Raw genomic sequence first — 12,266 nt, 5'->3', positions numbered from 1 at the left:
CCGAATGGGGATTCCCGCCATAGGACAAAACGTCCAATAGCGGGGCGCGCCCTTTGGTCGTAGATTGTGGGGTCTTTGCGCAGCCCCTGCACTTCTTTCTTTCGGCATGCCCACCCTCAAATCTCTTCGGCGATGGTCCCTGTTGCTTCCCCTTGCCTTCCTGGCAGGCTGCAACACGGTGCTCATGAATCCTTCCGGCGACATCGCCAACCAGCAGGGGCGGCTCATCGTCGTCTCGACGGTGCTGATGCTGATCATCATCGTTCCGGTGATCGCGCTGACGCTCTTCTTTGCCTGGCGCTATCGGCAGTCGAACAAGGAGGCCGACTACAGCCCCGACTGGGACCACTCCACCCAGCTCGAACTCGCCATCTGGGGCGCGCCGCTCCTGATCATCATTGCGCTGGGCGCCATCACCTGGATCAGCACGCACACGCTCGACCCGTACCGGCCGCTCAGCCGTCTGGACGCAGAGCGCCCGATTCCCGCCGAAGCCAAGCCCCTGGTGGTCGAAGTGGTGGCGCTCGACTGGAAGTGGCTTTTCATCTACCCCGAAGAGGGTTTTGCCACGGTCAATGAAATGGCTGCGCCCGTCGACCGGCCGATCTCGTTCAAGATCACCGCCACCTCGGTGATGAACTCGTTCTTCATTCCCGCACTGGCCGGCCAGATCTACGCCATGCCGGGCATGGAAACCAAGCTGCACGCGGTCATCAACAAGCCGGGCGAGTTCGAAGGCTTTTCCGCCAACTACAGTGGCGCGGGCTTCTCTGGCATGCGCTTCAAGTTCCACGGCCTGAGCAACGAAGGCTTCCAGGAGTGGGTAAAGAGGGCCAAGGCCGGAAAAGACGGCGAGCTCACCCGCGAAACCTACCTGAAGCTCGAAGCCCCGAGCGAGCGCGACCCCGTGCGCCACTACACCAGCGTGGCCCCCGACCTGTACGACGCCATCCTGAACCGCTGCGTAGACCGCAACAAGATGTGCATGAAGCAAATGATGGCCATCGACGCGGACGGCGGACTGGGCAAGCCCGGCGCATTCAACGTTGCCACCAAGCAAGCCTGGCAGGCTGCTGACCCCCTCATCAATTCGCCCATGCGCAAGTACGTCACGGCGATGTGCACCACCGAAGAATGACGATGTTCGAGAACCTTGACCTGACGAAGCTCATCTTCGGCCGCCTCACCTGGGAGGCGATTCCCTACCATGAGCCGATTCTGCTTGCGACCTTTGCAGCCGTGGTGCTGGGCGGCCTTGCAGTCCTGGGCGCCGTGACCTACTTCAAGCTCTGGGGCACCATCTGGCGCGACTGGATCACCAGTATCGACCACAAGAAGATCGGCATCATGTACATCGTGCTCGGCCTCGTCATGTTGCTGCGCGGCTTTGCCGACGCACTCATGATGCGTGCCCAGCAGGCGGTGGCCTTCGGCGACAACGCCGGCTTCCTGCCGCCGCATCACTACGACCAGATCTTCACCGCGCACGGCGTGATCATGATCTTCTTCGTGGCCATGCCGCTGGTCACGGGCCTCATGAACTTCGTGGTGCCGCTGCAGATCGGCGCGCGCGACGTGGCCTTTCCGTTCCTGAACAACTTCAGCTTCTGGATGACCACCTTCGGCGCCGGCCTGGTGATGGCGTCGCTCTTCGTGGGCGAGTTCGCCAAGACCGGCTGGCTGGCGTATCCGCCGCTCTCGGGCATTCTCTTCAGCCCCGACGTGGGGGTCGACTACTACATATGGTCGCTGCAGATAGCGGGGGTAGGCACCCTGCTCTCGGGCGTCAACCTGCTGGCCACCATCGTGAAGATGCGCGCGCCCGGCATGACGATGATGAAGATGCCGGTGTTCACCTGGACCGCGCTGTGCACCAACGTGCTCATCGTGGCCGCCTTCCCGGTGCTCACCGCCGTGCTCGCGCTGCTGTCGCTCGACCGCTACGCCGGCACCAACTTCTTCACGAACGACCTCGGCGGCAACGCCATGATGTACGTGAACCTGATCTGGATCTGGGGCCACCCCGAGGTGTACATCCTGATCCTGCCGGCCTTCGGCATCTTCTCGGAAGTGGTGTCCACCTTCAGCGGCAAGCGCCTCTTCGGCTATGCCTCGATGGTGTACGCCACCATCGTGATCACCATCCTGTCGTACCTCGTCTGGCTGCACCACTTCTTCACCATGGGCTCCGGCGCCAGCGTGAATTCGTTCTTCGGCATCACGACGATGATCATCTCGATTCCCACGGGCGCGAAGATCTTCAACTGGCTCTTCACCATGTATCGCGGCCGCATCCGCTTCGAGCTGCCCATGATGTGGACCGTCGGCTTCATGGTCACCTTCGTGATCGGCGGCATGACGGGCGTGCTGCTCGCGGTGCCCCCTGCCGACTTCGTGCTGCACAACAGCCTGTTCCTCATTGCGCACTTCCACAACGTGATCATCGGCGGCGTGCTGTTCGGCATGCTGGCGGGCATTACCTACTGGTTTCCCAAGGCCTTCGGCTACAAGCTCGATCCGTTCTGGGGCAAGTGCTCGTTCTGGTTCTGGCTCGTGGGCTTCTGGGTCGCGTTCATGCCGCTGTATGTGCTGGGCCTGATGGGCGTCACGCGCCGCATGAGCCACTTCCAGGACATGTCGCTGCAGTTCTGGTTCCAGGTGGCCGCCTTCGGCGCGGTGCTGATCGCGCTGGGCATTGCGTCGTTCCTCATCCAGCTGGTGGTGAGCTTCGTGCGCCGCGAGTCGCTGCGCGACACCACGGGCGACCCATGGAACGGCCGCACGCTCGAATGGTCGACCTCGTCGCCGCCGCCGGCCTACAACTTCGCGTTCACGCCGCGCATCCATGACAACGACGCCTGGACCGACATGAAGCGCCGCGGCTACGCCCGCCCGCTCGAAGGCTTCACGCCCATCCACATGCCCAAGAACACCAGCGCCGGCTTCATCATCGCGGCCCTGGCGGCGGTCTGCGGTTTTGCGCTGATCTGGCAGATGTGGCTCGTGGCGGGCATCGGCTTTGTTGCCATGCTGGCCGCCGTGATCATCCATACCTTCAACTACAAGCGCGACTACTACATTCCCTCGGAAGACGTCGTCCGTACCGAAGCCGAACGCACGCGCCTCCTGGCAGCAGCAGCCCATGTCTGATACCACCGCCCTCCACTCCCCCGCGGCCGGCCACGCCCACAGCGACCAGACGGGCAAGCCGCCCGTGTTCGAGCTGTTCCACGTCGGCAACGACCACCACCCAGAGAACGGCACGCTGCTCGGGTTCTGGCTCTACCTGATGAGCGACTGTCTCATCTTCGCCTGCCTGTTCGCGGTGTACGGCGTGCTGGGCCGCAGCTATGCGGCCGGCCCCTCGGGCGCCGACCTGTTCGACCTGCCGCTGGTGGCCGTGAACACGTCGCTGCTGCTGCTCTCGTCCATCACCTACGGCTTCGCGATGCTCGAGATGCAGAAGAAGCGCATGGGCGGCACGCTGGCATGGCTGGCCATCACGGGCCTGCTGGGCGCCGGCTTCATCGGCCTGGAGCTCTACGAGTTTGCGCACCTCATCCATGAAGGCGCGGGTCCGCAGCGCAGCGCGTTCCTGTCGTCGTTCTTCGCGCTGGTCGGCACCCACGGCCTGCACGTGACCTTCGGTATCGTCTGGCTCATCGTGCTGATGATCCAGCTGCCCAAGCATGGATTCACCGCCGCCAACCGCCGCCGCCTGATGTGCCTCTCGATGTTCTGGCACTTCCTGGACGTGGTTTGGATCGGCGTCTTCACCTTCGTCTATCTGATGGGATCGATGGCATGAGCACCGCCCACACCAACACTGCAGCCGCGCACGGCCACGACGACCATCACGACGATGGCCCCGTGAGCCACAGCACCTTCAAGGGCTACATGACGGGCTTTGTGCTGGCCGTCATCCTCACCGCAATTCCGTTCTGGCTCGTGATGGGCAAGGTGCTTACCAGCACGCACACCACGTCGCTCGTCATCCTCGGCTTTGCCGCCGTGCAGATCGTGGTCCACATGATCTACTTCCTGCACATGGACGCCAAGTCCGAGAGCGGATGGAACATGCTGGCGCTCATCTTCACCATCGTGCTCGTGGTGATCACGCTGGCCGGCTCGCTTTGGGTCATGTACCACATGAACGCCAACATGATGCCGATGTCGGTGCACGACATGAAGAACATGCCTTGACGACGACCCTGCCGCCAGACCAGGGCGCCCGCAACACACCGGCCGGCCGCCAGCGCTCCATGGCCGCACGGGTGGTCTTCATGGTCTGTGCGGCGCTTGCCTTTGCGGGCTTTACCGCACTCGGCAACTGGCAGGTCGAGCGCAGGGCCTGGAAGCTCGATCTCATCGCCCGCGTCGAACAGCGCGTGCACGCCCCGGCCGCCGAAGCTCCGGCGCGAGACCGTTGGCCGCAGATCAACGCAGCCACCGACGAGTACCGGCACCTGCGCATTGCCGGCACTTTTCTTCACGACAAGGAAACGCTGGTTCAGGCCAGCACCCGGCTCGGCGCCGGCTTCTGGGTGATGACGCCGCTGCAAGCTGCCGACGGCACCACGGTGCTGGTCAATCGCGGCTTCGTGCCGCCCGACGCACGTGAGCGCACCGCGCGTGCGGCCACGGAGCCCAAGGGCGAAACCACCGTGACCGGCTTGCTGCGCATCACCGAGCCCAAGGGCGGCTTCCTGCGCAAGAACGATTCCGCCGCCGACCGCTGGTTCTCGCGCGACGTGGAGGCGATTGCCGCTGCGCGCGGATTGAACAATGTGGCGCCCTACTTCGTCGATGCCGAGGCCGTTCCTTCCAGCCCCGGCGCGGCACCGGCGTGGCCTGCGGGCGGCCTGACGGTCATCGCATTTCCCAACAGCCATCTCGTCTACGCCATCACCTGGTACGGCCTGGCACTGATGGTCGCGGGCGCGGCGTGGTTCGTCTGGCGCGACGACCGCCGCCGCCGCAAGCTCGCCGACTCAGCCGACAGCAGCGGCGACAATGCCTCCCATGCCGACGGACGAACCCGCCAAGACGGCCCCCGCCCCCACTGAGGCTTCTGCCGTGGCGGGAGAATTGCACGCGCCCCGCGCGGGCATCGCAAGCCTTGACAACGCCACCGGGCACAAGAACATGCAGCAGCTGATCCAGCTGCGATGGTTCGCCGTCGTCGGGCAGGTGATCACCATCCTGTTCGTGCACTACGGCTTCGGCATCCGGCTGCCGCTCGACCAGATGCTGCTGGTGCTGGCGTGCCTGGCCCTCTTCAACGTGGTGAGCCTGCTGCGCTCGCGCACCCTTCGCAAGGTGACCAACGGCGAGTTGTTTCTCGCGCTGCTGGTCGATGTGGCCACGCTTACTGCGCAGCTCTACCTCAGCGGCGGCGCCACCAATCCGTTCATCTTTCTGTACCTCTTGCAGGTCATCTTGGGTGCGGTGCTGCTCAAGGCGTGGTCAACCTGGACCATCGTGGTCGTTACCGGCCTGTGCTTTGCGGGCCTGGCGCTTTTCTCGCGCCCTCTTGCACTGCCCCTGGACCACGACCGCGGGCTCTGGAGCCCCTATGTGCAGGGCATGCTGATCTGCTTTGCGCTCAACGCCGCGCTGCTGGTGGTCTTCATCACGCGCATCAGCCGCAACCTGCGCGCACGCGACGCGCGGCTGGCCGACCTGCGCCAGCGCGCGTCGGAGGAAGAACACATCGTGCGCATGGGCCTGCTCGCATCGGGTGCCGCGCATGAGCTGGGCACGCCGCTTGCCACGCTGGCGGTGATCCTCGGCGACTGGCGCCGGCTGCCGCATTTCAGTTCCGACCCCGAGCTGCTGACCGAAGTGGCCGAGATGGAGCTGCAGATCCAGCGCTGCAAGAGCATCGTGAGCGGCATCCTGCTGTCGGCCGGCGAGGCGCGCGGCGAGTCGTCCGAAGAAACGACGGTGAGCACCTTTCTCGACGAGCTGGTCGAAGAATGGCGCACCACACGCCCTGTGGAAGAGTTCGACTACGAGAACCGTTTTGGCCGCGACCTGCCCATGGTTTCCGATTCGGCAGTCAAGCAGATGATCTGCAACGTGCTCGACAATGCACTCGAGGCCTCGCCGCACTGGCTGCGCTTCGAGGTGGCGCAAGACGCCGATGCGCTGACGCTCACGGTCACCGATGCAGGGCCGGGCTTTCCCGCCGCAATGCTGAAGCAGTTCGGCAAACCGTACCAGTCGAGCAAGGGCCGGCCGGGCGGCGGGCTCGGGCTGTTCCTGGTGGTGAACGTGGCCCGCACGCTGGGGGGCCGCGTTGCGGTGCGCAACCGGCCCGAAGGTGGCGCCATTGTGTCCATTACGCTGCCGCTCGCGGCCGTGGTGCTGGAGGAAGAGGACGACGACGAGGAAGCCATCGCCGACACCATTGCCATGACTGGAACCACAAGCCCATGACCGAAGAAGCCGCCGAAGCCGAGCGCCAGCTGCTGATCGTCGAAGACGACGCGGCCTTTGCGCGCACGCTCGGCCGTTCATTCGAGCGCCGCGGTTATGCGGTAACGCATGCAAGCAATGCCGAAGAGGTCGAAGCGCTGCTGCAAGGCCATTCGCCGGGCTATGCGGTGGTCGACCTGAAGCTGAATGGCGAAGCATCGGGCCTGGCCTGCGTGCAGATGCTGCACCGGCACAACCCCGAGATGCTGATCGTGGTGCTCACGGGCTTTGCAAGCATTGCCACTGCGGTCGAGGCGATCAAGCTGGGTGCCTGCCACTATCTTGCCAAGCCCTCCAACACCGACGACATCGAAGCGGCCTTCGGCCGGGCAACGGGCACGACCGAGGTAGAGTTGACCAACCGCTCGACCTCGATCAAGACTTTGGAGTGGGAGCGCATTCACGAAACCCTTGCCGAAACCGGCTTCAACATTTCAGAAACTGCGCGGCGGCTTGGAATGCACCGGCGCACGCTGGCGCGCAAGCTCGGCAAGCAGCAGGTCAAGTAGCAAAGCGAATCGACAAACATGAGTTCCGGCAAGCCGACATCCGCAGTGCGTGACCAGACCACGCTGGAAGAAATCTTCAACGCGCTGAGCCACGGCCTCGGCCTGCTGCTGGCGATCGCGTCGTTGCCGATCCTGGTCTACAGCGCCGCGCAGAAGGGGCAGGCCGCAAGCATCGTCGGTGCCTCCCTCTTTGCAGGAACGGCCATCGTGCTGTACCTGATTTCCACGCTGTACCACGCGCTACCTACCGGAAAGGCCAAGGCGTGGTTCAACCGGCTCGACCATGCGGCGATCTACCTGTTCATCGCGGGCAGCTACATGCCGTTTCTGTTCGGTGTGCTGCGTGGGCCGTGGGGCTGGACGCTGTTCGGAGCAATCTGCGCGGCGGCAGCGCTGGGCGTGGGTGCCAAGCTGTTCAACCGTCTGCAGCATCCGCTGTGGTCCACCGGCCTGTATGTGGCAATGGGCTGGATGGCGTTGATGGCGGCGGTGCCGCTGTACGAACGCATGTCGCCGGCAGGCCTGGGTTGGCTCGTGGCCGGTGGGCTTTTCTACACGGCCGGTGCGGTGGTTTTCTTGTTCGACAACAAGGTGCGGTTCGCGCACTTTGTATGGCACCTGTTCGTGCTGGCTGGCAGTTCTTGCCACTTCTTTGCTGTGCTCTGGCATTCGCACGGCTGATCTTGTTTGCTGGGAGGTCTGAGTAGCACTGGTGTTTGAAGCACTGTTGTTCGGGGCGCGTGCAAAGGCCACCGGGTACTCCCCTCCGCGAATGTCCCCCGTTCTGGGCGCTGTTGTTCAGGGCGCGTGCAAAGGCCACCGGGTACTCCCCTCCGCGAATGTCCCCCGCCTTCGGCTCCTCCTTTATCGGGGGACATTCGCGGAGAAAGGTACCCCGTCGGCGGGTGCGCCGCCCTGAACAAGCGGCGTCCCCAAAACAGCAAGCGCAAGCAGAGTTCTCAGTAGTGCGGCGGCAACTCGTCCCGCAAGCTGCGCGCTGCCCCCTCTTGTGCCGCGTTCTGGCTCTGCTGTTTCAACTGGGTCACCTGGAGAATCAGGCTGTCGATCTGCTGCTGTTGGCGGTAGATCGTCATGTTGAGTTGCTCCAGCAGGTCTTCCGCGTAACTCGACTTGATCTCGAGTTCGGTCAGCCGCTCTGCAATGTCGTCCGGTAGGTGTTCCATGGCTCTATTGGACAGGAACTGCCGCTGGAGCGTTGCTCTCGATTGGCGCGGTGCCTTCGTTCACCATGCGGCTCAGCATGAGCGCGGCCTGCAACGGGTACAGCGTGCGCTCATCTCCCTCTGCCTTGTTGCTCACGATGGTGCCGGTCGAAGGCCCCATGCTGGCCGTGCGCACCGCGTCGGGCCGATGAACCGGCACCATGAACGGCGAGTGCGTGGTGTAGATGACCTGGTTGCCGAAGTCGCGCTCGAAGTGCTCGAGCAAGTCGGCCTGCGAGCGTGCATGCAGGTGCAGGCCGGGCTCGTCCAGCAGCAGGATGGCATCGCCCGCGCGGCCGCCCTGGGTGTCCGCAAAGAAGGTGACGTAGAACGAGAAGAACCATTGGAAGCCACGGCTGCGCTCGTCAAGGTTCACTTCCACCTCGTAGGTGTCGTCGGGGTCGGACACCAGCGTGTCCATGTACGGGCCGTCGAGGTTGAAGCGCACCTTGAGTTCGCGGTCCTTCCACAACCTGCGGATCTCCGAAGTGACGACTGCCCCCGCGCGGTTGACAAGCTGATTGCGCGTGGCAAGGTCATTCTTGTCGAGCAGGTCTTGCAGTTGTTGCGCGTCGAGCCCCGCCACCTTGCAGAGCTTTTCGAAGCCCTGCTGCTCGGGCGCGGCCTGGCCCCAGCCCTTGCGCACCAGGTAGTCGGCGATGTTCTGGCGCCCGGGCAGCGCCGGATATTCGTCCACGTAGATGAAGCGAGGCAGCTTTTCGAGCACCCACTGCTTTGCTTTCGCGAGTGCCGGCGTGTCGTTGGCGATTGCGCTTGCCATGTCCTCGAGTTCGACCAGCATCTGTTCCTGCTTGTCGCTGAGTTCGGCATTCGCCACGGCCAGCGCCTTGCGCAAGGTTTGCAGCGCCTTCACCGCGCCTTCCGACCACCGGATGTAGTCGGGGCTCAGGATCATTGCGGCGTCGAAGGCGTCGGCCTCTTGCTCCAGCGTCGCCCTCGCTTCCTCTGCGACTTTCTCGGCTGCGGCCTTCACCGCCGGCACGATCTTGCGCACCTTGCCCTTGATGTCCGACACGTCGAGCGATAGCTCCGCCAAACCTTCGAGCCCCGTCCAGCGCGCCGTGCCGTAGCCGCGGCCCGCGGTGACGTGGCGCACGTTGGCCGCGCGCGGAAGCATCTCCGCCAGTTGAGCCCGCTCGCTCTCGTCGAGAGCCCAGCGTGTAGCGACGACCGGTGTATCGGGCTGGCACTCTTCAAGGCGACGATGCCGCGGAAAATCCTTGATCGGGCTGAGCTCGGTTATGCCTTCAGCGGGGTTCAGGCTGCGCAGCGCGCGCAGCAGGTTCGACTTGCCGCTGTCGTTGCGGCCGAGAATTGCCGTGAGCTGTGTGGAATCGATGGAGCCGCTGTCGTTGATCGAGCGAAAGTTGGTGATCTGGAATGACGCCAAGCGCATGTAGGGGGGTTCTCATCGAATGAATGCAGGGCCGGGGAATGTATTGCATTCCCAGGCCCTTCCCGCCCACGGCTAAAGAAAAAAATCTATCTCTATCAATTATTCGGCCGCGCGCCGCAGCGTGTCCACCACCGGCCGGCGCAACACGTCGCGCAACCCCCACCATCCCGCGGCCAGCGCCAGCACGGCACCCGCGAGCGCACCGACCACCGGCACCACGGGCGATGCGGTCCAGGTGAAGTCGAACACGTAGCGCGCCAGGCCCCAGCCGATGACCGAGGCCACGATGCTCGCCAGGAAGCCGGCGAGCAGGCCGACACCGGCCAGCTCGGCGCGCTGCACCTGGCGCAGCAGGCTGGCGCGCGCGCCCACCGCGCGCATCACCGCGAACTCGCGCGCGCGCTCTTCACGCGTGGCGGTGACCGCGGCAAACAGCACCACAAGGCCCGCCGCAAGCGTGAAGCCGAACAGGAACTCGACCGCGCGAATCACCTGGTCGAGCACGCGCTGCACCTGGTTGATGGTGGCGCTCATGTCCACGTTGGTCACGTTGGGGTAGCTGCGCACCAGCGCGTTGTCGAAGCCACGGGTTTCGGGTGCGCGGAAGGCGCCCATGTAGGTCACGGGCACATCGGGCAATGCGGCCACGGTGTACATCACGAAAAAGTTCGCATGCATCGAGCCCCAGTCGACCTTGCGCAGCGAGGTGATGCGCGCGTCGTTCTGCATGCCGCCGATGTCGAAGCGCAGCACGTCGCCCAGCTTGAGGCCGAGCGTTTCGGCCAGGCCTTCTTCCACGCTCACTTCGCCGGGCGCGTCGGGCTTCCACGCACCCGCGACGATGCTGTTGTGCGACGGCGCCTCCACGCTGTTGCTGAGGTTGAACTCGCGGTCCACAAGGCGCTTGGCGCGGTCTTCCACATAGTCGTCGGGCGACACCGGCTTGTCGTTGATGGCCACCAGCCGGCCGCGGATCATCGGGTACCAGTCGAACTTTTTCACGCCCGCATCGCGCAGCGATTTCTGGAACGCCGTGCTCTGGTCGGGCATGACGTTGATGACGAAGCGGTTCGGTGCATCGGGCGGCGTGGCCTTGCGCCAGCTCGCAACCAAATCGGTGCGCAGCAGCACCAGCAGCACCAGCGCAAGCAGGCCGACTGCCAGCGCGCTCACTTGGACCACGGCGTACGCCGGACGCGCCGAGATCTGGCGCGTGGCCAGCACCAGCCAGCGCGGCGCGGTGGTTTCATTGACGCTGCGGCGCAGCACTTTCACAGCGAGCCAACTCAGCAGTGCGAACACGGCCACGGCACCCGCAAAGCCGCCGACGGCGATCAGGCCCAGCTTCAGGTCGCTGCTGGCCGCAATCAGCAATGCGGCAAAGCCGGCCACGCCGATGCCCAGCACCGCGAGCGATGCGGGCTTGAGCCCGCCGACATCGCGCCGGATCACCCGCAGCGGCGGCACCTTGGCCAGCTGCAGAACCGGCGGCAGCCCAAACGCGAAAAGCAGCGTGAGCCCCATGCCCAGGCCGAAAGCCACGGGCCACAAGGTAGCTGCCGGCAGCGCCGTTTCGACCAGGCCCGCAAGCAGCACCACGAACACGTAGTGCACGGCAAAGCCGATGGCCACGCCGAGGCTGCTGGCCACGATGCCGACGACCGCGAACTCGAACGAATACGCCATGGCGATGGTGCGCTGGCTCTGGCCGAGCACGCGCAGCATGGCGCAGTCGTCCAGATGGTTGGCAGCAAAGCCGCGCGCGGCCAGCGCCACGGCCACGGCCGACAGGAGCGCCGCAAGCAGCGCGACGAGGCTCAGGAATTTTTCGGCACGGTCCAGCGTCTGGCGCATTTCGGGGCGGCCGCCTTCGAAGGAATCGAGCCGCACGCCGCGCATTTCGCCCTTCTTGATGGTGGCCTCCGCCCAGTCGGAAAAGCGCTTGACGTCGGCATCGGCGCCCGCCACTGCGTAGCGGTAGCCCACACGGCTCGCGGGCTGCACGAGGCCGGTGCGCGGCACGTCCGCCTGGTTGAGCATGACGCGCGGCGAAAAGCTCATGAAGCCCGCACCGCGGTCGGGCTCGAGCGTTATCACGCGCCCGATGCGCAGGCTGCTGTCGCCGAGAAGAAGCATGTCTCCCACCTTGAGCGCGAGCGAGTCGAGCAGCGATGCATCGACCCAGACCTCGCCCCCCGGAGGAATGTCGCGTGTGATGCTGCCAGGCGCATCCGGAGTATTCGCGGTTTGCAGGTTGCCGCGCAGCGGATAACCCGCGGTCACCGCCTTCAGCGCCACCAGCTTGCTGGCGCCGCCCTGGGCATCGTCGGCCCGCGCCATGGTGGGAAAGCCGTAGGTGCCTGTGCCCTGCAGGCCGAATGCGCGTGCCTGCGTGATGAAAGCCTCGGGCGTGGGGTTGTCGCTCACTACCACCGCATCGCCGCCGAGCAGTTGCCGCGCATCGCGCTGCAAGCCTCCCTGCAATCGGTCGGCAAAGAAGCCGACAGCGGTGAGTGCTGCGACGGCCAGCAGCACGGCAACGATCAAGAGGCGCAGTTCACCGGCGCGCAGATCGCGCCAGAGGGTGCGCCAGCCAAGGCGGAGGGAGGCATTCATGGGCGAGACGATAGCCGACGC

Annotated in this window: 11 protein-coding genes; 8 read left to right on the top strand and 3 right to left on the bottom strand. The window is 64.8% G+C overall.

Annotation, left to right across the window (positions count from 1 at the left end; all coding sequences use genetic code 11):
- Positions 1-106 precede the first annotated feature (106 nt).
- Genes cyoA through trhA form a run of 8 tightly spaced genes read left to right on the top strand, consistent with a single transcriptional unit; the run spans position 107 to position 7,670 of the window.
- Positions 107-1,138: a ubiquinol oxidase subunit II gene (cyoA, locus tag QHG62_RS14075; protein WP_281151441.1), complete on the top strand. Its 1,032-nt coding sequence runs from the start codon at positions 107-109 to the stop codon at positions 1,136-1,138.
- Entirely contained in the window at positions 1,135-3,150 is a 2,016-nt protein-coding gene (gene cyoB / locus QHG62_RS14070) for a cytochrome o ubiquinol oxidase subunit I (RefSeq protein WP_432445601.1), read from the top strand. The genes cyoA and cyoB overlap by 4 nt, the downstream gene beginning before the upstream one ends.
- Positions 3,143-3,808, top strand: a complete 666-nt coding sequence (cyoC, locus tag QHG62_RS14065) for a cytochrome o ubiquinol oxidase subunit III (RefSeq protein ID WP_281151439.1) — start codon at positions 3,143-3,145, stop codon at positions 3,806-3,808. The genes cyoB and cyoC overlap by 8 nt, the downstream gene beginning before the upstream one ends.
- A complete protein-coding gene (cyoD, locus tag QHG62_RS14060; RefSeq protein WP_281151438.1) occupies positions 3,805-4,203 on the top strand; it encodes a cytochrome o ubiquinol oxidase subunit IV in 399 nt (132 codons plus the stop codon). The genes cyoC and cyoD overlap by 4 nt, the downstream gene beginning before the upstream one ends.
- A gap of 59 nt (positions 4,204-4,262) precedes the next feature.
- Complete coding sequence (locus QHG62_RS14055) at positions 4,263-5,066, top strand: SURF1 family protein (protein WP_281151638.1); 804 nt, start codon at positions 4,263-4,265, stop codon at positions 5,064-5,066.
- Positions 5,023-6,441 carry an ATP-binding protein gene (locus QHG62_RS14050; RefSeq protein WP_281151437.1) on the top strand — a complete coding sequence of 473 codons (1,419 nt, stop codon included), beginning with the start codon at positions 5,023-5,025 and terminating at the stop codon, positions 6,439-6,441. The genes QHG62_RS14055 and QHG62_RS14050 overlap by 44 nt, the downstream gene beginning before the upstream one ends.
- Positions 6,438-6,989, top strand: a complete 552-nt coding sequence (locus QHG62_RS14045; RefSeq protein ID WP_281151436.1) for a response regulator transcription factor — start codon at positions 6,438-6,440, stop codon at positions 6,987-6,989. Before QHG62_RS14050 ends, QHG62_RS14045 begins: the two co-directional genes overlap by 4 nt.
- 18 nt (positions 6,990-7,007) lie before the next feature.
- Positions 7,008-7,670, top strand: coding sequence for a PAQR family membrane homeostasis protein TrhA (gene trhA, locus QHG62_RS14040; protein WP_281151435.1), 663 nt, complete (start codon positions 7,008-7,010; stop codon positions 7,668-7,670).
- 278 nt (positions 7,671-7,948) lie between these two features.
- On the opposite strand, the gene QHG62_RS14035 is transcribed toward trhA, so the two are convergent.
- The 3 genes from QHG62_RS14035 to QHG62_RS14025 all read right to left on the bottom strand — a co-directional run bounded on the left by QHG62_RS14035 (position 7,949) and on the right by QHG62_RS14025 (position 12,245).
- Positions 7,949-8,173 carry a SlyX family protein gene (locus tag QHG62_RS14035; RefSeq protein ID WP_281151434.1) on the bottom strand — a complete coding sequence of 75 codons (225 nt, stop codon included), beginning with the start codon at positions 8,171-8,173 and terminating at the stop codon, positions 7,949-7,951.
- 4 nt (positions 8,174-8,177) lie between these two features.
- Positions 8,178-9,629 carry an AAA family ATPase gene (locus QHG62_RS14030; RefSeq protein ID WP_281151433.1) on the bottom strand — a complete coding sequence of 484 codons (1,452 nt, stop codon included), beginning with the start codon at positions 9,627-9,629 and terminating at the stop codon, positions 8,178-8,180.
- Positions 9,630-9,728: 99 nt separating this feature from the next.
- Positions 9,729-12,245, bottom strand: coding sequence for an ABC transporter permease (locus QHG62_RS14025; RefSeq protein ID WP_281151432.1), 2,517 nt, complete (start codon positions 12,243-12,245; stop codon positions 9,729-9,731).
- Positions 12,246-12,266 lie beyond the last annotated feature (21 nt).

The sequence above is a fragment of the Variovorax paradoxus genome, from assembly GCF_029919115.1.
Classification (GTDB): domain Bacteria; phylum Pseudomonadota; class Gammaproteobacteria; order Burkholderiales; family Burkholderiaceae_C; genus Variovorax; species Variovorax paradoxus_O.
Note: the sequence above shows the minus strand (reverse complement) of the source record. Positions and strands in the feature narration are given on the sequence as shown.